Annotated in this window: 18 protein-coding genes; 14 read left to right on the top strand and 4 right to left on the bottom strand. The window is 69.4% G+C overall.

The genetic code is table 11. The annotated features are described in order from the left end of the window. Window positions 1-26 precede the first annotated feature (26 nt). The 13 genes from AC3WOE_RS02810 to AC3WOE_RS02750 all read left to right on the top strand — a co-directional run bounded on the left by AC3WOE_RS02810 (window position 27) and on the right by AC3WOE_RS02750 (window position 14,886). On the top strand, window positions 27-947 hold the full coding sequence (locus AC3WOE_RS02810; protein WP_492688106.1) for a LysR family transcriptional regulator: 921 nt from the start codon (window positions 27-29) through the stop codon (window positions 945-947). Continuing rightward, a complete protein-coding gene (locus AC3WOE_RS02805) occupies window positions 940-1,905 on the top strand; it encodes a Bug family tripartite tricarboxylate transporter substrate binding protein (protein ID WP_492688105.1) in 966 nt (321 codons plus the stop codon). Before AC3WOE_RS02810 ends, AC3WOE_RS02805 begins: the two co-directional genes overlap by 8 nt. 22 nt (window positions 1,906-1,927) lie before the next feature. Continuing rightward, complete coding sequence (mutS, locus tag AC3WOE_RS02800) at window positions 1,928-4,498, top strand: DNA mismatch repair protein MutS (RefSeq protein ID WP_492688103.1); 2,571 nt, start codon at window positions 1,928-1,930, stop codon at window positions 4,496-4,498. Continuing rightward, window positions 4,495-5,301: an alpha/beta fold hydrolase gene (locus tag AC3WOE_RS02795; protein ID WP_492688101.1), complete on the top strand. Its 807-nt coding sequence runs from the start codon at window positions 4,495-4,497 to the stop codon at window positions 5,299-5,301. The genes mutS and AC3WOE_RS02795 overlap by 4 nt, the downstream gene beginning before the upstream one ends. 58 nt (window positions 5,302-5,359) lie before the next feature. Further along, complete coding sequence (gene pyrG, locus AC3WOE_RS02790) at window positions 5,360-7,003, top strand: CTP synthase (protein ID WP_492688099.1); 1,644 nt, start codon at window positions 5,360-5,362, stop codon at window positions 7,001-7,003. A 2-nt stretch (window positions 7,004-7,005) separates the two neighbouring features. After that, window positions 7,006-7,863, top strand: a complete 858-nt coding sequence (gene kdsA / locus AC3WOE_RS02785; protein WP_492688098.1) for a 3-deoxy-8-phosphooctulonate synthase — start codon at window positions 7,006-7,008, stop codon at window positions 7,861-7,863. Between the two features lie 5 nt (window positions 7,864-7,868). Continuing rightward, window positions 7,869-8,156, top strand: coding sequence for a DUF1330 domain-containing protein (locus tag AC3WOE_RS02780; RefSeq protein ID WP_492688097.1), 288 nt, complete (start codon window positions 7,869-7,871; stop codon window positions 8,154-8,156). 4 nt (window positions 8,157-8,160) lie between these two features. Further along, entirely contained in the window at window positions 8,161-10,842 is a 2,682-nt protein-coding gene (locus AC3WOE_RS02775; RefSeq protein ID WP_492688095.1) for a DUF2339 domain-containing protein, read from the top strand. After that, window positions 10,820-12,091 carry a DUF3999 family protein gene (locus AC3WOE_RS02770; protein WP_492688093.1) on the top strand — a complete coding sequence of 424 codons (1,272 nt, stop codon included), beginning with the start codon at window positions 10,820-10,822 and terminating at the stop codon, window positions 12,089-12,091. The genes AC3WOE_RS02775 and AC3WOE_RS02770 overlap by 23 nt, the downstream gene beginning before the upstream one ends. 94 nt (window positions 12,092-12,185) lie before the next feature. Next, entirely contained in the window at window positions 12,186-13,472 is a 1,287-nt protein-coding gene (gene eno / locus AC3WOE_RS02765; protein WP_492688091.1) for a phosphopyruvate hydratase, read from the top strand. A 3-nt stretch (window positions 13,473-13,475) separates the two neighbouring features. Further along, on the top strand, window positions 13,476-13,760 hold the full coding sequence (locus AC3WOE_RS02760) for a septum formation initiator family protein (RefSeq protein ID WP_492688090.1): 285 nt from the start codon (window positions 13,476-13,478) through the stop codon (window positions 13,758-13,760). Then, complete coding sequence (pnuC, locus tag AC3WOE_RS02755) at window positions 13,760-14,371, top strand: nicotinamide riboside transporter PnuC (protein ID WP_492688089.1); 612 nt, start codon at window positions 13,760-13,762, stop codon at window positions 14,369-14,371. Before AC3WOE_RS02760 ends, pnuC begins: the two co-directional genes overlap by 1 nt. Continuing rightward, complete coding sequence (locus tag AC3WOE_RS02750) at window positions 14,368-14,886, top strand: AAA family ATPase (protein WP_492688087.1); 519 nt, start codon at window positions 14,368-14,370, stop codon at window positions 14,884-14,886. Before pnuC ends, AC3WOE_RS02750 begins: the two co-directional genes overlap by 4 nt. 6 nt (window positions 14,887-14,892) lie before the next feature. Here the strand turns inward: AC3WOE_RS02750 and AC3WOE_RS02745 are convergent, their stop codons facing one another. The 4 genes from AC3WOE_RS02745 to AC3WOE_RS02730 form a co-directional block, all read right to left on the bottom strand. Then, the gene (locus AC3WOE_RS02745; RefSeq protein WP_492688085.1) at window positions 14,893-15,363 is read right to left on the bottom strand and encodes a hypothetical protein; all 471 of its coding nucleotides are present in this window, start codon (window positions 15,361-15,363) and stop codon (window positions 14,893-14,895) included. 178 nt (window positions 15,364-15,541) lie between these two features. After that, on the bottom strand, window positions 15,542-19,042 hold the full coding sequence (locus AC3WOE_RS02740) for an acyl carrier protein (RefSeq protein WP_492688083.1): 3,501 nt from the start codon (window positions 19,040-19,042) through the stop codon (window positions 15,542-15,544). A gap of 118 nt (window positions 19,043-19,160) precedes the next feature. After that, on the bottom strand, window positions 19,161-20,117 hold the full coding sequence (gene hslO, locus AC3WOE_RS02735; protein WP_492688082.1) for an Hsp33 family molecular chaperone HslO: 957 nt from the start codon (window positions 20,115-20,117) through the stop codon (window positions 19,161-19,163). Beyond that, window positions 20,114-20,638, bottom strand: coding sequence for a gamma carbonic anhydrase family protein (locus tag AC3WOE_RS02730; protein WP_492688080.1), 525 nt, complete (start codon window positions 20,636-20,638; stop codon window positions 20,114-20,116). The genes hslO and AC3WOE_RS02730 overlap by 4 nt, the downstream gene beginning before the upstream one ends. A gap of 81 nt (window positions 20,639-20,719) precedes the next feature. Here AC3WOE_RS02730 and AC3WOE_RS02725 point away from each other — a divergent pair, with 81 nt between their 5' ends. Continuing rightward, complete coding sequence (locus tag AC3WOE_RS02725) at window positions 20,720-21,601, top strand: hypothetical protein (RefSeq protein ID WP_492688078.1); 882 nt, start codon at window positions 20,720-20,722, stop codon at window positions 21,599-21,601. The last annotated feature ends 15 nt before the right edge of the window (window positions 21,602-21,616 follow it).

The raw sequence follows: 21,616 nt of genomic DNA, 5'->3' as shown, positions 1-21,616 counted from the left end.
CAAGACGAAATGAATATGGAGAAACCATGGAGCTGCGGCATCTGCGCTATTTCGTGACCGTCGCCGAGACCGGCCACATGACGCGCGCCGCGGCCCTGCTGGGCATGCAGCAGCCGCCGCTGAGCCAGCAGATCAAGGCGCTGGAGCAGGAGCTGGGCATCGTGCTGCTGCACCGCCATCCCAAGGGCGTCAGCCTGACCGACGGCGGCCGCCAGTTCCTCGAGGAAGCCAAGCGGCTGATGCGCGATTTCGGCGACATGCGCGACCGCATGGCGCGTCTTGCCAGCGGTCAGCATGGCGTGCTGACCATCGGGTTTACCAGCTCCGCCGCGGCGCATGCCTTCACCCCGGCGGTGTTGCGCGCCTGCCGCAGCGAGCAGCCCGGCATCGCATTGACGATGACCGAGGACAACGCCGCCGGCCTCATCGATGCCATCGCCAAGAGCCGGCTGCACTGCGGCCTGCTGCGGGTACCGGTCGCCCAACCCGAGGGCGTCAGCTTCGAGACCCTGCTGACCGAGCCGGCCCTGCTGGCCCTGCCGCTGGACCATCGCCTGGCCGCGCTGCCGCGCGCAACCACCACGCCCGTGCCGCTGGCCGAACTGGAGAACGAGGACCTCATCCTCGTGCGCCGCCCCGGCGCGCCGGGCCTCTATGCCAACCTGCTGGCCCTGTGCGAGCGCCACGGCGTGCGGCCGCGCAGCTTCATCGAGGTCGACCGCATGATGATGAACATGAACCTGGTCGCCGCCGGAGCTGGCATCTCGGTCGTGCCGGCATCCATGCGCGGCATGCATGCCCATTCCGTCGTCTGCCGGCCTCTGGAGAAGCATGCCCAGCTCGAAGCGCCACTGACCCTGGCCTTCCGCGGCCACGACCAGGAAGGCCCGACAGCCACCTTCATCGCCCTGGCGCGGCGCATCGCCCAGGAATACCGCGGTGCGTAGACGCGAATTGCTGGCGCTTGCCGGCGCTGCGCTTTGCGTTGAAGCCATCGCGGAAGAGCATTGGCCGACGCGGCCCATCCACCTCGTCGTGGCCTACCCACCCGGCGGCGTCAGCGACGACACGGCCCGCGGCCTGGCCCAGTTCATGGGCGCGCGCCTCAAGGTGCCCGTCGTCGTGGAGAACCGCGCCGGTGCCGGCGGCCTGACCGCGCTGGAATGGCTGACTCATGCCGCGCCCGACGGCTACACCCTGGCCTTTAGCGCCATCTCGCCCCTGGTCTTCGCGCCGGCCGCCTCGGCGTCCATGCCCGCCAGCCGCGGCAGCGAGGCCCTGCTGCGCGACGTGGCGCCCGTGATCAGCATCATGGACACGCCGGTGCTGGTGCTGGCCCATCCCTCCTTCAAGCCATCGACCTTCGCGGCCATGCTCGCCGCCGCCCGCGCAGCACCGGGGCGGCTGCGCTGGGCCACCTCGGGCCACGCGACTGTCGGACATATGGTGCTGGCCCAGATCCGCGCCGCGGCCGGCGTGGACATCACCCACATCCCCTACAAGGGCGGCGGCCAGCAGCTCACCGACGCACTGAGCGGCCAGTTCGAGCTGCTGTCGTCCAACGTCGCCGCCCAGCAATTGCAGTTCGTGCGCCAGGGCCAGCTGAAGGCCCTGGCCACCGGCTCACCGTCGCGGCTGCCGGTGCTGCCCGAGGTGCCAACCCTGGCCGAGCTGGGCTTCCCGGAAGCCAATCTGTCGTCCACCTTCGGCTTGTTCGCTCCACGCGGCGTGCCGGAAGAAAGGCTGCGGCTCATCAACGCCACCCTCAACGAGGCCCTGCGCCGGCCCGAGATCCGCGCCCGCATCCTCGACGTCAGCAATCTGCCGACCGGCGGCAGCGCCGCCGACTTTGCGGCGCGCATTGCCAAGGAGAGGGAGAGGGCGTTGCGGGTGCCGGCCGACTAGGACCGAGATAATGCGCGGCCCCATGAAAACCGATACCGCCGCCCCCGACCTCGCGCCCCATACGCCCATGATGGCCCAGTACCTGGGCCTGAAGGCGGACTTCCCGGACACGCTGCTGCTGTACCGGATGGGCGATTTCTACGAAGTCTTCTACGACGACGCGCGCAAATGCAATGCGCTGCTGGACATCACGCTGACCCAGCGCGGCCAGAGCGCCGGCCAGCCCGTCGTCATGGCCGGCGTGCCGGTGCATGCGCTGGAAAGCTATCTCGCCAAGCTGATCAAGCTGGGCGAGGCGGTGGCGATTGCCGAGCAGGTTGGCGAGGTTGGCGCCAGCAAGGGGCCGGTGGAGCGCAAGGTGGTGCGCGTCGTCACGCCGGGCACCATCACCGACTCCGAACTGCTGGCCGACAAGCAGGACGCCGTGCTGCTGAGCGTCAGCGGCCATGGCCGCCGCCATGGCCTCGCCTGGCTGTCGCTGACCCAGGGCGAGATCGGCCTGGCCGAATGCAGCGACGTCGAGCTGCCGGGCTGGCTGGCGCGGCTGATGCCGGCCGAGATCCTGGTCAACCGCGAGGCCCAACCGGCCGGCGTCATGAAGGCGCGCTTCCCGGTCACCAACCGACCTGGCTGGCAGTTCGACGGCGCCCTCGGCCAACGCAAGCTCAGCGAACAGCTGGGCGTGGCCAATCTGCAGGGCTTCAACGCCCACGAGCTGACGTTGGCCCATGCGGCCGGCAGTGCACTGCTCGCCTTTGCCGAACACACCCAGGGTCGTGCCCTCGCTCACGTGCGCTCGCTGCGCGTGCAGCGTGCCAGCGACCTGATGGACCTGCCGCCCGCCACCCAGCGCAACCTGGAACTGACCCAGACGCTGCGCGGCGAGTCCAGCCCCACCCTCTTCTCGCTGATCGACAGCTGCAAGAGCGGCATGGGCAGCCGCATGCTGCGCCAGTGGTTGCTGCATCCCAAGCGCGAACGCGGCGAAGCGATGGCCCGCCACGATGCCATCGCCGCCCTGCACGCGGAAGGCTTCGAGCCGCTGCGTGAGGCGCTGAAGTCGGTCAGCGACGTCGAGCGCATCTCCGCCCGCATCGCGCTGCGACAGGTGCGACCGCGCGAGCTGACCGGCCTGCGCGCCACGCTGCAGGCCCTGCCGCAGCTGCGCGCCACCACACCCGCGGCCTTGCGTGACGCCAGCCTGAACCCGCCGACCGACATCCTGGAACTGCTGGAGCGCGCCATTGCTCTGGAGCCCGCCGTGCTGGCGCGCGACGGCGGCGTCATCGCCGACGGCTTCGACGTCGACCTGGACGAACTGCGCGGCATCCAGCAGAACTGCGACGGCTTCCTGCTGGATCTGGAAACCCGCGAACGCGCCCGCACCGGCATCGCCAATCTGCGCGTGCAGTTCAACCGCGTGCATGGCTTCTACATCGAGGTCACGCAGGGCCAGGTCGACAAGGTGCCGATGGACTACCAGCGCCGCCAGACGCTGAAGAACGCCGAGCGCTACATCACGCCGGAGCTGAAGGCCTTCGAGGACAAGGCCCTGTCGGCCAACGAGCGGGCGCTGGCGCGTGAGAAGCTGCTCTACGAGCAGGTCATCGACGCCCTCATCAGCCGCCTGGAGCCGCTGACCGCCCTGGGCCGCACGTTGGCCGGGTTGGATGCACTCGCCGCGCTGGCCGAGCGCGCCATCACGCTGAACTGGTGTCGGCCCGAGTTCGTCGGCCAACCCTGTCTCGAGATCGAGGCCGGCCGGCACCCCGTCGTGCAGGCGCGCCTGGCCGAGACCGGTGGTGCCGAATTCATGCCCAACGACTGCAAGCTCGACGCCCGCACCCGCATGCTGGTCATCACCGGGCCGAACATGGGCGGCAAGAGCACCTTCATGCGCCAGGTGGCGCTGATCGCGCTGCTGGCCGCCATCGGCAGCTATGTGCCCGCCACCAGTTGCCGCCTGGGGCCCATGGACGCCATCCACACCCGCATCGGTGCGGCCGACGACCTCGCCAACGCCCAGTCCACCTTCATGCTGGAGATGACCGAGGGCGCGGCCATCCTGCATTCAGCGACCGACCAGTCCCTGGTGCTGATGGACGAAATCGGCCGCGGCACGTCCACCTTCGACGGCCTGGCCCTGGCCTCGGCCATCGCCAGCCATCTGCACGACAAGACCCGCGCCTTCACGCTGTTCGCCACCCACTATTTCGAGCTGACCGAGTTCCCGGCCAAGCATTCGATGGCGCAGAACTGGCACGTGTCGGCGGTGGAGAGTGGCGAGGACATCGTCTTCCTGCACGAGCTGCAGGCCGGCCCGGCCAGCCGCAGCTATGGCGTGCAGGTCGCCAAGCTGGCCGGCATGCCTGCCAGCCTGGTGCGCCAGGCCCGCGCGACGCTGGAGGCGCTGGAAGCACGCCAGAACGCCGCCGACGACCAGTTCGACCTCTTCGCCGCGCCGCCCGCGCCGCCGCCGTTGCCGGAGCCGAGCGAGCTGGTGCAGGCCCTGGACAAGGTGGACCCGGACGCCCTGTCGCCGCGCGAGGCCCTGGAAGCGCTGTACCAGCTGAAGAAGCTGGCCAAGGCATGAAGACCCCCAAGACCCTCGTCTTCTCCCACGCCAACAGCTACCCCGCGGGCTGCTACCGGGTGCTGTTCGAGCGCTGGCGCCAGGCCGGCTGGCGCGTCGAAGCCCTGGACCGTTTCGGCCACGACCCGCGCTTCCCGGTCACCGGCGACTGGCGCAAATTGCGCGACCAGTTGCTGGACTTCATCGACACCGAGGTGAGGCCCAAGGGCCAGGTCGCACTGGTCGGCCATTCCCTGGGCGGCATGCTGAGCCTGATGGCGACCTGCCGCCGGCCCGAGTTGGTGAGCCAGCTGGTCATGCTGGATTCGCCCGTCGTCACCGGCATGAAGGCCGCCGCGGTCGCCATGGCCAAGACGACCGGTCTGATCCACCGCTACGGCCCGTCCAAGATCGCCCGCGAGCGCCGCCATGTCTGGCCGGACCGCGAAGCCGTGCACGCGCATTTCGCGGCCAAGAAGCTCTTCGCCCGCTGGGACCCGCGCGTGCTGGCCGACTACATCGACGCCGGCTTCGAGGAGGCCGAAGACGGCCAGGTGCAGCTGCGCTTCCGGCGCGAGGTCGAAGCCCACGTCTACCGCACCCTGCCCCATCACCTGCCCCTGCTGCTGCGCTTGCGCCCGCCGCAATGCCCGGTGGCTTTCGTCGGCGGCACGCGCTCCGCGGAACTGCGCCAGGCGGGCGCTGCGGCGTCCAAGAAACTGGCGGGCGAGAACTGGCGCTGGATGGAGGGCTCGCACCTCTTCCCCTTCGAGAAACCGGACGAGACGGCCGACTTGGTGCTGGAGTTGCTGAAGGGGTCCTGAGAGGTCTCGTACAATCGCAATTTCCACCTCAGCAGGCTGTTCTGGCCTGCTGCAAGACATGACCAAATACGTCTTCGTCACCGGCGGTGTGGTGTCCTCCCTGGGCAAGGGCATCGCGTCGGCCTCCCTGGCTGCCATCCTCGAATCGCGCGGCCTCAAAGTCACCCTGATCAAGCTGGACCCCTACATCAACGTCGACCCCGGCACGATGTCGCCTTTCCAGCACGGTGAAGTCTTCGTCACCGACGACGGCGCCGAAACCGACCTCGACCTGGGCCACTACGAGCGCTTCATCACGACGCGCATGAAGAAGGCCAACAACTTCACCACCGGCCAGATCTACAAGACGGTGCTGGAGAAGGAACGCCGCGGCGACTATCTCGGCAAGACGGTGCAGGTCATCCCGCACATCACCAACGAGATCCAGGAATACATCAAGCGCGGCGCCGAGGGCGTCGACGTGGCCATCGTCGAGATCGGCGGCACGGTGGGCGACATCGAGTCCCTGCCCTTCCTCGAGGCCGTGCGTCAGATGAGCCTGCGCGCCGGCCCGACCAACACGGCCTTCGTGCACCTGACCTATGTGCCCTGGATCGCCGCTGCTGGCGAGTTGAAGACCAAGCCGACGCAACACACGGTGCAGAAGCTGCGCGAGATCGGCATCCAGCCCGACGCGCTGCTGTGCCGCGCCGACCGCCGCATCCCCGACGACGAGCGCGAGAAGATCTCGCTGTTCACGAACGTGCCCGAGTACGGCGTGATCTCGATGTGGGACGTCAACACCATCTACAAGGTGCCGCGCGTGCTGCACGAGCAGGGCCTGGACCAGCTGATCTGCACCAAGCTGCAGCTCAACACCAAGAGCACCGACCTGAAGCGCTGGGACAACCTCGTCTACGAAGTCGAGAACCCCAAGGAAGAAGTCACCATCGCCATGTGCGGCAAGTACACCGACCTGTCGGACTCGTACAAGTCGCTCAACGAGGCGCTGCGCCATGCCGGCATCCACAACCATGCCGGCGTCAAGATCGAATACGTCGACAGCGAGACGCTGACGCCCGAAACCATCGCTGAGCTCGGCAAGTTCGACGCCATCCTGGTGCCCGGCGGCTTCGGCAAGCGCGGCGTGGAAGGCAAGATCCTGGCCGCCCAGTACGCCCGCGAGCACAAGCTGCCCTACCTGGGCATCTGCCTGGGCATGCAGGTCGCGACCATCGAGTACGCCCGCCACATGGCCGGCCTGGCGAACGCCAATTCCACCGAGTTCGATCCCGCGACGCCCCACCCCGTCATCGCGCTGATCGACGAGTGGCAGGACGCCGACGGCAGCATCCAGAAGCGCGACGAGAAGAGCGACCTCGGCGGCACCATGCGCCTGGGCGCCCAGAGCTCCGACGTCAAGTCCGGCACCCTGGCCCATGACATCTACGGCCCGGTCGTCAACGAGCGCCACCGCCACCGCTACGAGGCCAACGAGCATTATCTGGACCGCCTGACCCAGGCCGGCCTCGTCATCTCGGCCATCACCCAGCGCGAGAAGTTGACCGAAATGGTCGAGCTGCCGCGCGAGGTCCACCCCTGGTTCGTCGGCGTGCAGTTCCACCCCGAGTTCAAGTCCACGCCCTGGGGCGGCCACCCGCTGTTCACGGCCTTCATCAAGGCCGCGCTGAACCACAAGCATTCGGCAGATAAGGCAGCCTGACCATGAAGCTCTGCGGATTCGACGTCGGCCTCGACAAGCCGTTTTTCCTGATCGCCGGCACCTGCTCCATCGAGAGCCTGCAGATGTCGCTCGACGTGGCCGGCCTGCTGAAGGAAGCCTGCACCAGCCTGGGCATCCCGCTGATCTACAAGGGCAGCTTCGACAAGGCGAATCGCTCCTCCGGCACCACCAAGCGCGGCCTCGGCATGGAAGCCGGCCTGAAGATCCTCGACGAGGTGCGCCGCCAGACCGGCCTGCCGGTGCTGACCGATGTGCACGACAACTCGCAGGTGGCCGAGGTCGCCAGCGTCGTCGACGTGCTGCAGACGCCGGCCTTCCTGTGCCGCCAGACCGACTTCATCCGTGCGGTGGCTCAGTCGGGCAAGCCGGTCAACATCAAGAAGGGCCAGTTCCTCGCGCCCTGGGACATGAAAAACGTCATCGACAAGGCCCGAGCCGCTGCTGCGGAAAAGGGCCTGCCCGAGGACAGCTTCCTGGCCTGCGAACGTGGCGTCAGCTTCGGCTACAACAACCTCGTCGCCGACATGACCAGCCTGGCCGAGATGCGCAACTCCGGCGCGCCCGTGGTCTTCGACGTCACCCACTCGGTGCAGAAGCCCGGCGGCCTCGGCGGCTCCAGCGGCGGTGCCCGCGAGATGGTGCCGGTGCTGGCCCGTGCCGGCGTCGGCGTCGGCGTGGCGGGCCTCTTCATGGAGACCCACCCCAACCCGGCCGAGGCCTTCAGCGACGGCCCCAATGCCGTACCGCTAAAACACATGAAGACGCTGCTGGAGCAACTCGTTGCGCTGGATCGCGTCGTCAAGAAGCAACCTCTTCTCGAGAACGATTTCTCCTGCTGAGAACCATGGCCGCCTACATCCTCGCCAACGTCAAGGTCACCAACCCCACGCAATACGAGGACTACCGGCGTCTCTCGACGCTGGCCATGAAGGAGCACGGCGCCGAGGTGCTGGTGCGCGGCGGCAAGGTGACGGTGCTGGAAGGCGACTGGACGCCGGAGCGCGTCGTGCTGCTGAAGTTCCCCACGCCCGAAGCGGCCCAGGCCTTCTACGACTCCCCCGAGTACGGCGCGGCACGGCAGGCCCGCGAGGGCATCGCCGTCATGCGCATGGTGCTGATCGAAGGCGTCTAGCCTCGTGGCCATCGTCGCACTGCTGCTGGGCGCGCTGTTCGGCGGTCTGGCGTCGGAACACTGGAGCGGCGCCTTGATGGGCGCCGTCATCGGCTGGCTGGGCTGGCGCCAGATTCAACTGGGCCAGCGCGTCGCCAGCCTCGAAGAGCGGCTCAAGACCGGTGCGCCCGCACCTGCGACTGCGGCGCCCCAGCCCATGGCATCGCCGGTGTCGGCGGCGACACCCGTCTTTGCGCCCGCGCAAGCGCCAATGAGCGCGCCAGAGCCGGCTGAAGTGGCCACCGTGCCACTGCCGCTCGCCGTCGAAGCACCCATCGCCGCTCCGGCCGCCAAGCCGAAAGCGCCGCCTCCACCCGCGCCGCGCCGCCCCATTCCCATGCCCGCCTGGGCCCAGCGCCTGGCGGCGGCCAACACCATCGTCAAGGTCGGCCTGGCCATGCTCTTCCTCGGGCTGGTCTTTCTGGCCCGTTTCGCGGCGGAGAACATCACCGTGCCGCTGGAAGTGCGCCTGGCCGGCATCGGCGCCACCGGCGCGGCGCTGCTGGTGGTCGGTTGGCGGCTGCGCATCCGCTCACGCGCCTACGGCCTGCTGCTGCAGGGTGGCGGCGTGGGCGTCGTCTATCTGACCCTGTTCGCCGCGGTCAAGCTGGCCGGCCTGGAGCCCCTGGCCCTGGTCTTCGTGCTGATGCTGGCCGTCTCGCTGCTGGCGGCTTTGCTGGCCGTGCGCCAGGACGCCCAGGCCCTGGCCGTCGTGGCCGCCCTTGGAGGCTATGCGACGCCGCTGCTGCTGTCCACCGGCAGCGGCGCCATCGCCATGCTGCTGGCCTACTACTTCGTGCTCGGCCTCGGCGTGGCCCTGGTGGCCTGGTTCAGGCACTGGCCGCGCCTCAACCTGATCGCCTTCGGCTTCACGGCCCTGGTCGCCGGTGCCTGGGCAGCGCGGAGCTACACGCCGGCCGACTACCCCATGGCCCAGGCCTGGCTGATCGCCTACTGGGGGCTCTTCACCGCCGTGCTGCTGATGCCGGGCCGCAGGGCCCAGGAGCCCGAGCTGTGGCTGCAGTCGACGCTGCTCTTCGGCATGCCGGCCCTGGGCGCCGCCATGCAATACCTGCTGCTGCGGCCGGACTCCATGGCCATCGCGCTGGCCGCCCTGTTGATCGGCGCGTTCTACGTCGGCCTGGCCGCCTGGGCCCGCAAGCGCAACGCCCATGCCCGCATCTTCGAGGCCTTGCTGGCCCTGGGCGCCGTCTTCGGCACGCTGGTCATCCCATTCGCCCTCAGTGCCGAAGCGACGGCAGGCGCCTGGGCGCTGGAGGGCCTGGGCGCCGTCTGGCTGGGCCTGCGCCAGCGCCGCGACCGCGTGCTGGTCAGCGGCCTGGCGCTGCTGGCCCTGGGCGGCCTGACGCTGACGAAGTCGTTGTCCGAGGGCTTCGCCGGCGCGCTGGCGCCGACGCAGTTGCTGAACGCGCTGCTGATCGCCGCCTCCGGCCTGGTCAGCGCCCGCCTGTTCGGCCTCGACGAGCGCCGTCCCGGGCATGCCGTCGGCGCCTTCGCGCTGGTGGGCTGGGGCACGCTGTGGCTGGCCGTGGCGGCGGGCGTGGTGATGTCGGCCTGGGTGCCGGAGCGCCATGAATGGGCCATCCGCATCGTGCTGATCGCCGCCGGCAGTGCCATCCTGCTCGGCCTGCAGGCGCTGTGGCGCTGGCCCACGGTAGCCTGGCCGACGGCACTGCTGCTGCCGGCCTGGGCCCTGCTCGGTGCCCTCGGCGCGGCACTGCATGGCGCGCCGCTGTCCGCCGGCGGGCTCTGGGCCCTGCCGCTGGCCTGGGCCGTCCAGGCCTGGGTGCTGCAACGCACGGCACCGCACTGGCCCGATCCCCTGCGCCACGCCACCCACGCCGGCAGCCTGCTGGCCCTGGCCCTGCTCGGTGCCTTGCAGGGCCGGCACTGGACGGCCGATCTGGGCGACGCGGGCAGTGCCTGGGGCTGGCTGGGCTGGCTGCTGGCGCCCGCCCTGCTGCTGGCCGCGGTGCTGCGCCAGCAACGGCATGTCCCCTTGAAACAAGCCTGGCCGCTCCGCCTGGCACCGCCTGCCTATGCGCAGACGGGCGCCGGCGTGCTGTGCTTGGCGCTGGCGGCCTGGGTGCTGATCGCCAACTGGGCCAGCCCGGGCCGGGCCGATCCCCTGCCCTATATCCCCTTGTTGAATCCCCTCGACCTCGGCATTGCCGGCGCCCTGCTCGCCATCGCCGCCTGGCTGCGCAGCGCGGCCGCCGCCGAGTTGAAGCTGCCGCAGCTGCTGTGGGCCGCGCCCGCCGGCCTGGCCTTCCTGTGGCTCAACGGCATGCTGATCCGCAGCTTCCATCACTGGGGCGGCGTGCCGTATCACGTCGATGGCTGGCTGGAGTCGCGCGGCGTGCAGACCGGCCTGGCCCTGCTGTGGAGCACGTTGGCCCTGGTGCTGATGCTGATGGGCACGCGCCGCCAGCAGCGCATGCCCTGGCTGGCCGGCGCCGTGCTGCTGGGTGCGGTCGTGCTCAAACTGATGCTCTTCGACCTGTCGGGCAGCGGCACGGTGCTGCGCATCGTCTCCTTCATCGGCGTGGGCGTGTTGATGCTGGTCATCGGCTATGTCGCGCCTCTGCCTGGCTCTTCACACGATGAAAAAGAAAAGCCTGTTTGAGCTGGTGCTGCTGCTGGCGGCCACCTCGGCCGCTGCCGTGCCGTATCGCGCGCCGGTGCAGATCATCCAGGCCGCGCCCTTCCTGACGTTGGACGCCACGGCCGAGGTCTGGCAGCACGGCGCCGGCAGCGATCTGCACGACTGGCAGCTGCTGGACGCCCAGGGCCGCCGCGTGCCCTTCGCGCTGTTGCCCGACGGCCAGCTGGTTTCAGCGGAGCGGGAGCTCAAGCTGGCCCCACTGCCGCCCGCGCCGGCGACGGCTGCCTCCGCGCCGCCCAACCGCCTGCCCGCCGGCTGGCTGCTGGATCTGGGCGAGCCCACCACCTGGCCCGCGGAGCCACGCCAATTGCGCATCCGCTGGCCCGAGGCCGCCGTGCCCTTCCAGGCTGGTTACCGGCTGGAAACCAGCGCCGACCTGCAGTCCTGGCAATGGCTGGGCACGGGACAGCTGCTGGGTCTCAAGACGACCGAGGGCGCGCCGCTGGCCCAGCCCCTGGTGAACTTCCCGGGCCGCCCCTCGCGCTATCTGCGCCTGGTCTGGGAAGACGCCAACCGCGCCGTGCAACCCGAGGCCGCCACGCTGCTGACCCAGCCCGCCGGCGTCGCGCCGCAGCAGGCCACCCGTACCGCCGCCCTGCCCGCACCCGATGCCGACGGCGGCTGGGTGATTCCCCTCGGCGGTTCGCAGCCGCTGCTGAGCCTGACCCTGGCCGGCAACCAGGGCACCTGGGTGCTGCCGGTGCAGGTGCAGACCCGCGCCAACGCCAAGTCGCCCTGGCAGACCGTCGCCCGCAGCGTCTTCTACCGCGTCGACCGTGGCAACGCGCCAGCCGACACCGCACCCGCCCTGCCCCTGGGGCTGGGCGCCAGCGAGCTGCGCCTGCTGCCGCCCAGCGGCACCGCCCTGCCGCCAGCGGGCAGCCTGCGCCTGGACTGGACGGTGCGCGTGACCCGCGTCGTCTGGGCGGCGCAGGGAGAAGCGCCCTTCGCGCTGCAGGTGGGGTCGGCCGGCCCCGACACCGGCCCGCGTCCGCTGAGTGACGTGGTGCCCGACTGGGTCCGCGAGCAATCGCGACTCGGCAAGTCTCAGCTCGGCGCTTTCACGGCCCAGCCCATCGCCGCAAGCGCCGAAGCGACGCTGCCGCCGCGCCGCTTGCTGCTGTGGGGCGTGCTGGGCCTGGGCGTGCTGCTGCTGGCCGGGGCCACCTGGCGTCTGTGGCGCCAAGGGCCGGCATCGACCAGCACTTAAACTCTCGCCCCGACGCAAGGCCGCTTGTTGTGACACGGTAACGCCCGCTTGGCACACTTTCGCCCGCCCGAATTTCACTTCCTGGAGACATTGAATGAGCGCCATCGTTGACATCGTCGGCCGAGAAATCCTCGACAGCCGCGGCAACCCCACCGTCGAATGCGACGTGCTGCTAGAGTCCGGCGTCATGGGCCGCGCGGCCGTGCCCTCGGGTGCATCCACCGGTTCGCGTGAAGCCATCGAGCTGCGCGACGGCGACAAGGCCCGCTACCTGGGCAAGGGCGTGCTGAAGGCCGTCGAGCACATCAACACCGAGATCTCCGAGGCCGTGCTGGGTCTGGACGCCTCCGAGCAGGCTTTCCTGGACAAGACCCTGATCGACCTGGACGGCACCGAGAACAAGAGCCGCCTGGGCGCCAACGCCATGCTGGCCGTCTCCATGGCCGTGGCCCGTGCCGCCGCCGAAGAGTCCGGCCTGCCGCTGTACCGCTACTTCGGCGGCATGAACGGCAACCAGCTGCCCGTGCCGATGATGAACGTCATCAACGGCGGTGCCCACGCCAACAACTCGCTCGACCTGCAAGAGCTGATGATCATCCCCGTGGGCGCGCCGTCGTTCCGCGAGGCCCTGCGCTGGGGCGCCGAGGTCTTCCACGCGCTGAAGAAGATCCTGCACGACAAGCACATCTCCACCGCCGTCGGCGACGAGGGCGGCTTCGCCCCCAGCGTCGAGAGCCATGAGGCCGCCATCCAGCTGATCCTGCAGGCCATCGACAAGGCCGGCTACCGCGCCGGCGACCAGATCGCCATCGGTCTGGACTGCGCCGCCAGCGAGTTCTACAAGGATGGCAAGTACGTGCTCGAAGGCGAAGGCGGCATCCAGCTGACCGCGGCCGAGTGGACCGACATGCTGGCCACCTGGGTCGACAAATACCCCATCATCTCCATCGAAGACGGCATGGCCGAAGGCGACTGGGACGGCTGGAAGCTGCTGACCGATCGCCTGGGCAAGAACGTGCAGATCGTCGGCGACGACCTGTTCGTCACCAACACCAAGATCCTGCAGGAAGGCATTGCCAAGGGCATCGCCAACTCCATCCTGATCAAGATCAACCAGATCGGCACGCTGACCGAAACCTTCGCCGCCATCGAGATGGCCAAGCGCGCCGGCTACACGGCCGTCATCTCGCACCGCTCGGGCGAGACCGAAGACAGCACCATCTCCGACATCGCCGTCGGCCTGAACGCCGGCCAGATCAAGACCGGTTCGCTGTCGCGCTCGGACCGCATGGCCAAGTACAACCAGCTGCTGCGCATCGAAGAAGACCTGGGCGACGTCGCTGTCTACCCCGGCCGTGCCGCCTTCTACAACCTCAAGTAAATCTTGAAGGTTCTTGCCGCGGTCCTGGCGGTCTTCCTGATCGCCATCCAAGCCCAGCTCTGGGTGGGCCGGGGCAGCATTCCGCACGTCGCTCAGCTCCGCTCGGAGCTGAGCCAGGCCCAGGCCGACAACGACACGGCCCGGGCCCGCAATGCCCAGTTGCAGGCCGAACTGCGTGATCTGCGCGAGGGCCTGGAAATGGTCGAGGAGAAGGCCCGCTTCGACCTCGGCATGATCAAGTCGGACGAAGTCTTCGTGCCGCTCGCGGCCTCCTCAGCCAAACGCTGATGCTGGCCGCGCTCTGGGCGGCGCTCATCGCGCCCGCCTTCACTGCTTTCGGCAGCCCCATCTCCTGGCTGGAGCTGGTGGCTTTCGTGCTGGCCGTCTGGATGGTGGTCTGCAATATGCGCGTCCACCTGCTGGCCTGGCCGCTGGCCCTCGTCAGCTCGCTGATGTATTTCGCGCTGTTCTGGGACGGCAAGCTCTATGGCGAAGCCTCGCTGCAGCTCGTCTTCGCCGCGTTGGCCCTGTGGGGCTGGTGGCAATGGCGCTTCGGCCGCACGCGCGAAGGCCAGACGCTGACGGTGCGCCGCCTCGGCCGCCAGGGCCTCGTCAAACCCTTGCTGCTGACGCTGGCCGCCTGGCCCCTGCTCGGCGTCTTCCTGTCCAAGGCGACCGACAGCCCCCTGCCCTACTGGGACGCCTTCCCCACCGTCGCCAGCCTGCTCGGCCAATGGCTGCTGGCGCGCAAATACGAAGAGAACTGGCCGACCTGGATCGTCGTCAACGCGGTCAGCGTCGTGCTGTTCGGCCTCAAGGGCTATTGGCTGACGGTCATCCTCTACGCCGGCTTCATCCCCCTGAGCGTCATCGGCTGGCGCGCCTGGAGAAAGGCTTGACCCGCCTGGTGACCTTGCTCGGTGCGGAATGCACCGGCAAGTCCACGCTGGCGCCCGCCTTGGCCAGGCACTTCAACGCCGGCCTCGTCACCGAATACCTGCGCGAATGGTGTGCCACCCACGGCCGCACGCCGCAGCAGCATGAACAGGCGCACATCGCCGCCGAGCAGGCTGCCCGCATCGAGGCAGCGGCACGCGAGCACGAACTGGTGATCTGCGACACCACGCCGCTGATCACCGCCCTGTGCAGCCAACACTACTTCAATGACGACGCATTGCTGCAGGACGCCCTCGCCTTCCAGCGCCGCAGCGATCTGACCCTGCTCTGCGCACCGGACCTGCCGTGGGAGGCCGATGGCTTCCTGCGGGACGGGCCCGAGGTGCGGGCGCGTTTCGACGCCCGCCTGCGTGCGGCCCTGTCGAGCCATGGCCTGCCCTGGCTCGATATCCACGGCGAGGTGCAGGCCGAACGGCTGGCTCGGGCCGTGCGGGCCGTCGACAGCTTGGGCGGCTGAACCGCCTCACTGGGCGCGCAGCTGCGACAGCGCGTCGATGGAGCGGTTGACGGCGCGGTCCAGCGTCGCCGCCAGCGGCGTGCCGGCGTAGTCGGCCGAGATGGCCGACAGCTTGGCCGCGAAGCCCAGATGCAGTTCGGCGAACCAGTTGGGATGCGGATCGGGCTCGGGCACCGGCGGCCAGCCGACCGGGAACTTGATCTTGCGCGGCTGCGTCGGGCACCAATCGTCCAGGTCCTGGCTCATGGTCTTCCAGTTCAGGCCCAGCCTGTCGCTGACAAAGGCCATGCGGGCGAATTCCTGGGCCAGCGCGGCGCCGACCATTTCAGCCGGTGCGGGCGGCAGGGGCTGAGGATTCAGGGCCACGGCGCTGACCCGGTCCTGCAAGGCCAGGCCCTGAGGTCCGCGCGGGATGACGTCGAAGATGGCAGGCAGGCGCTTGCCGATGAGGGCGAGTAGTCGTTGCTCGGAGGTCATGCTTCACTCCAGTGACCGGCATGGGACGGCGATGCCGGGGCGCCCGGCGGCCCCGATCACGAGGTGGCCCCTCCTAACAAGCTAGTCCATCTGACCTCAAACACCATCGTCAGGACGGGGGACGCTCCCGCCCCCGGCCGACGGTTCTAGGGCTTGAATTCGCCGGCGGCCGGGTGCGCTAGCGCCCCAGCAGCAGATAGTCGAACAGCTGGGTGCCGCCCGCGCCGCCCAGGGGCACGAGGATGGCCTTCAGCAGGGGCTGGTCGAAGAAGGAGGCGAAGGCGCCGTGCTGCTCGTTCTCGACCTGGGTGATGAGCCGTTTGAAGGGCTCCACCAGGCCGGTCAGCGGCGCGCCGCTGCCTGCCATCCAGCGCAGGTCGGCCTGCATGGATTCCAGCGCGCGACGGCGCGTGTTCTCGGCCGCCTGCTTGAGCAGGAAGGTCAGGCCGATCAGCACCGCGATGTAGAAGCTCACGCCCACGGCGATGGCCGGCGTCAGCGCCCAGTTGTCGAACAGCCTGCTGCGTGCCACCACCAGCAAGGCCAGCACGACGAAAGGCCCGATGACCAGCCGCGCGATGGGCGCGCTGCGCCGGGCCACCACCTGCACGTCGATCCAGTCGTCCAGCAGGGTGTGCATGGTGAAGCCGGCACCGTCCTTGGTGCGGTCCTCCGGCTTGGCGCAGAAGCGCTGGGCCCACAGCGCCTTGTGCTCGTCGCCCAGCGCGTTGGCGAACTGCGCGATGGTGTCGGGCGGGTAGTAGCTGCGGCCGGCGTTCAGGTGGCGCACGAAGCGCGTCAGCAGCACGGTCGCGTCGGCCACCGCCACGATGAGCAGGGGCAGCAGCAGCATGGCCGCATACAGGGTCACGCGCACCAGGCTGCGGTGCTCGCGCCCGCGCGCCGGCACCTCGGGGATCTGGCCGTCGTTGATGCCGAAGAACAGCAGCAGCATGACGGCCAGCGTCAGCAGATACCAGAACAGCGTGCGGATCAGGCGGGGCGTGGCCTCGCCGCGCTCGCCGTACTCCAACCACAGCTGCTTGAAGTCGCAGCTGAAGCCCACCCCGGGCTTCCAGAACATCACGCTGGCATGGGCGAACCAGCCGCCCAGCAACTCGCGCAGGCGATGCGGCTGGGGCGCCGCCAGCTTGAGCCAGAAGGAGTCGCGCTTGAGCTGTTCCTGGGTCGCGGCCCAGGTCCAGTCCAGCGTCCACAGCAGCGTGAACAACGCCAGCAGGTGGATGAGATGGGAGGGCCAGGCGCTCACGCCTTCCAGCCAGGCCGTGGGCTCGCAGGTCAGGCAGGGGACCTTGCCCGGCAACCAGCCGCCATGCGGCCAGGCCACCCACATCCACGCACCGGCAATGCCCAGCAGCAGTACGGCCAGCACGGCCACCAGGCGCCGCCGCTCGCCGGCCTTCCAGGCCGTGAGCCCCAGCAGCAGGGCGCCGCCGGCCGCCAATGCAGCCAGCAGGCGGGCGTGGCTGAAGTTCAAGCGCCCGGGCAGCACGAATTCGATGAGGCTGGCCATGGCATAGGACAGCAGCACCGCATGCAGGGTCACCAGCGCGATGGCCGTCAGGTCCATGGTGCGCGGCGGGCCCCCGCTGGCGCCCAGCAACACCCGGCGCGCCTGGCGCATGGAGGGTGTGGACGGCCAGGCGAACAGCATGCAGCCGATCAGCGCCGCCATCAGCAGCGCGACGAAGATGCGTCCCGGCGCCGCCTGGTGCGGCCTCTCCAGCAGCGCATAGCCGGCCAGCGGCACGCTTTCCGAGCGACCGATCTCGTAGACCGAGGTGTTCTTCAGCACCGGCTCCAGCGCCCGGGCCTCGGCGGCCTTGCAGGCCTCGCTGCGGCAGCCGGCGCGGCGGGCGGCGGCATAGGTGCTGGTCTGGTAGATGTCGCGCAGCGGCGGCGTGCCGGCCTGCAGGTCGACCTCGCCGGGCTTGGGCGGGTAGAAGGACAGCGGCAGGCTGCTGGCCACGACCAGGTTGCGCGTGAAGGCCTGGGTGCGCGGGTGCAGATAGCGCGCATCCATGTCCGTCGTGAAGAACATGCGGTCCGAGAAGGTCTCGTGCAGGGCCTGCAGCACCAGCAGCTTGTCGTGCACGTCGTTGGCGAAGATGCCGATGGCGCCGATGGGCAGGCTGTCTTCGATGGCCTCGCTGCGCTTGAGCTCGGCACTCAGCCGGCGCAGATAGTCGAGCTGGTCGCGGCTTTCGGGCCACTCCAGCGGCGGCGCCTTGGCCGCGGCCGTCGCAAGGGCCGCGGCGGCGCTGGCCTCCTTGGTGGTGACCCCGTCGATGCCGCGGAAGAAGTAGATGACCTTCAGGCTGTCCTGCAGGGCCGGCGGCAGGCAGTCGCGCAACTGCTCGACCAGGGCCTGGGCGTAGATGGAATCGCGTTCGGCCACGACGACGATGCGACGGTGCTTCTGCGGCAGGCGCAGACGCACCTCCTTGACCAGGTTCTCGATCAGGTCGGCATCGCTGCCCACCGTGCGCACCATGCGCACCGGTGGCGGCTTGCCCTTGCTGCCGGTCAGGCGGCTGAAGTGCTGGGTCAGGAAGGCGTCCAGGCCGTCGTCCACGCCTGTCACGTCGCGGGTGTACTGCTGCAGCTCGGGCAGCATGCGCTCTGGCGCCGTCGACGAAGGGTTGTAGAACTCGGCGCGGGACAGCAGCCGGTAGCCGTCCAGCAAGTCGTCGGGGAGCACCTGTTTCGCATGGATGTCCTCGCCACGGCGCGCGCAGCGGGCGGCCTCGCTGCGACCCACGCCACCGGCGGCGATGCCGTCGGCATTGTTCAAGTCGGCGGCGCAGCGCAGGTCGCGCAGCGCGGTGCGCAGGGCATCGGTGGACGAGGGGCCGATGACGGCCAGGCGCGGCAGCGCGTCGGGGTGGTCTTCGGCAAAGCGCACCTGGGCCCGCTTGCGAGCCTCCTTGCCCATCAGCTGCTCGGTCAGCCGCGCGACGGCATCCAGCTTGCGCAGCGGCAGTGCGGTCTCATCCACCCACAGCAGCGCGACCTGGGCGTAGCGGGACGGCGGCTCGTCGCTGTTCTCGCGCCGCAGCGACAGCAGCTCGTAGGGCACCATGTAGCCGGCCCCCTGGCTCGCCCCGGCCGCCCCTGCCTTCGCCCTGCCCTCGGTGCCGGCGTCCAGCAGCTTGAACTCCAGCAGGCTCAGGCGCTCGGCGTTGTCAGGCACATAGTCCTGGGCCAGCAGGCCGGCCAGCGTCGCGTAGCGGATGCGCCGGCGCGCCTCCTCGGCGCCGACGAAATCGGCGCCGGGCATCAGGGCCAGCACGATCAGCGTGTCGTCGATGCGCTTGTTCTGGTCGGCGTCCAGCCGCGACAGCAGGTTGCGCGGATCGCGCAGCTTGGGCATTGCGCTGCCGCAGTCGGCGTCCACCGGCTGCGCGGCCTTGTGCTGGCGTTCGCAACGGTCGGAGCGCTCCACCTCGTAGCGGCGCAAGGCCGCGAAAGGGTCTTCCCACAGCCGGGCGTTGATTTCCAGGTCGGGGTCCAGCGGCGCCTGGGCGCGCGCCTTCTCGGCCGGGCGCAGCGCGTCGAAGGCATGCGGCACCAGCTGCGTGCTGGCGATGAAGGCCATCAGCACGGCCACGCTGGCCCACGGGAAACTGCCCAGCACCCCACCCTTGGAATCCGCCATCCTTCGCTCCCGGCCCTTGCAGGAACGGGCCAGGGGGCGAAAGTCTCAGCTCAGCGGGGCGGCGTCAATCACTAGGCCGGCGGACATCCTCAGAAGTCGGGATGCCCGGGGGGACCCCTCATTGCATCGTGGCGGAGCCGCCGGACGGATGGCTGCGCTCATCGAACAGCGCCCCCACGTCCACCGCGTCGAAGCGGTAGTGACGGCCGCAGAAATCGCAGCCGATCTCGACGTCGCCGCGCTCGGCCAGCACGCTGTCGACCTCGTCGCGACCCAGGCCACGCAGCATCTGGCCGACGCGCTCGCGCGAGCAGGTGCAGGCGAAACGCGGCTGCTGGGGCTCGAAGCGGGTCACCGTCTCCTCCCAGAACAGGCGGCGCAGGATGGTGTCGGCGTCCAGCGTCAGCAACTCCTCGGAAGTCAGCGTGCCGGCCAGGATGCTGATGCGGTTGAAGGCATCGGACAGTCCGATGTCGTCCTCGTTGCGCTTGCCTTCCAGGTTGCCCTCGCCCTCGACCGGCAGGCGCTGGATCAGCAGGCCCGCCGCGATGTCGCCGTTGGCCGCCAGCACCAGCTTGGTGTCGAGCTGCTCGGACTGCAGCATGTAGTGCTCCAGCACCTCGCTGACCTTCTGCAGCGGCTCGCGCTGGTCGCCATGCAGGGGCACCACGCCCTGGTAGGGCTGCTGGCCGGGGAATTTGTCCTTGGGGTCCAGCGTGATGGCGCAGCGCCCCTGGCCGTGGACATTGACCATGGCCTCCAGGGTCGCACCGGCCTCGACCGCGCCGACGCACTTGGCCGTGGAGCGGAAGGACAGGTCGGGCTGGACCTCGGTCACGGCCAGCTTGACGGGGCCGTCGCCGAAGATCTGCAGCACCAGGGCGCCGTTGAACTTGATGTTGGCCTGCATCAGCACGCCCGCGGCGCTCATCTCGCCCAGCAGATCGCGCAGTTCGGGCGGGTATTCCTGGCCGGCCTCGCGGCGCGACAGCAGCTCCTGCCAGCCTTCGGTCAGGCGCACCAGCATGCCGCGCACCGGCAGGCCGTCGAACAGGAACTTGTGCAATTCACTCATCGGATTCTTTTCAGGTCGGCCGCATAGCGGCGGCCGTTGTTGACATAGTGGGTGGCGCTGGCCCTGAGCCCGGCGATCTGGGCCTCGCTGAGTTCGCGCACCACCTTGGCCGGCGCGCCGACGATCAGCGAGCCGTCCGGGAACTCCTTGCCCTCGGTGACCAGGGCCCCGGCGCCGACGATGCAGTTGCGGCCGATACGGGCGCCATTCAAGACCACGGCCCCGATGCCGATGAGGCTTTCGTCACCGATGGTGCAGCCATGCAACATGACCTGGTGGCCGACGGTCACGTTGCGGCCCAGCACCAGCGGAAAACCGTGGTCGGCATGCAGCACCGAGCCGTCCTGGATGTTGCTGCCCGCGCCTATGGTCAGCGTGTCGCTGTCGCCGCGCAGCACCGCGTTGAACCAGACGCTGGTGTCGGCCTCCAGGGTCACGCGGCCGATGACCTCGGCGCTGTCGGCCACCCAGGCACTGTCGTCGACGTCGGGCCGCCACTCGCCCAGCTGATAGATGGCCATTTCATGGACTCCCGCACGCTGCGGCCGCCAAGGCGCGCAAAACCTCGATTTTAGAAGGGGGCTGCTGCTAGGCTGGACCGCATGTCGGTCAACCGTCTTCGCAGGCGCTGTCTGTCCGCCCTGGGGTTGTGGCCGGCCCTGGGCCAGGCCGCGCCGTCGTCCGGGGTCGTGGTGCGCCACTCCCTGGTGCAACTGCCCGAAGGCGTGCCCAACTACGAGCTCGCGGTGCTGCGCCTGCTGCTGGACAAGACCAGCGCCAGCCACGGCCCCTACCGGCTCGAGGCCGCCCCCGCGATGACGCAGAGCCGGGCCTTCCTGCAGCTCGCCTCAGGCGAGCTGGACATTGCCTCCTCCATCACGACCAGCGAGCACGAGACCCAGGCGCTGGCCGTGCGTGTCTGTCTCTACCGCGGCCTGATGGGCATCCGCCTGCCCATCGCGCTGAAGCGGCGTCGCGCCGAATTGCAACGCGTTGCCGACCTCGAGCAGGCGCGCCGGCTGCGCCTGGCCCAGGTCGAAAGCTGGCCCGACACCCAGATCCTCAAGGCCAACGGCTGGGCGGTCCAGCCGATTGCCAAACGCGACAGCTTCCCGCTGTTGCTGGAACGCGAGCGCATCGACCTGTTCGCCCTCGGCGCCATCGAGGTCTTCCCCCTCGTCGACGCCCTGCCAGGCCTGTGTGTGCTGGACGGCTGGCTGATCGCCTATGCGGCGCCGCTCTACTTCTTCGTCAGCCCCGCCCAGCCCGAGCTGGCGGCGCGCCTGCGCAAGGCCTGGGAACTGGTGCTGGCCGACGGCAGCTTCGTCGCCCTGTTCGAGCAATGGCTGGGCCCGCAGCTGCAACGCGCCGCACTCAACGACAGGCGCTGGTTGAAGCTGCGCAATCCCGACCTGCCGGCCGACACGCCGCTGCAGGACGACAGACTCTGGCATCCGCTGGTGTCCGCCCGGCTTAAGAGCTAGCGCCGGGATAATCCA

The sequence above is a fragment of the Roseateles sp. FW305-36 genome, assembly GCF_058787015.1.
This window is presented reverse-complemented; position numbering and strand designations above follow the sequence as displayed.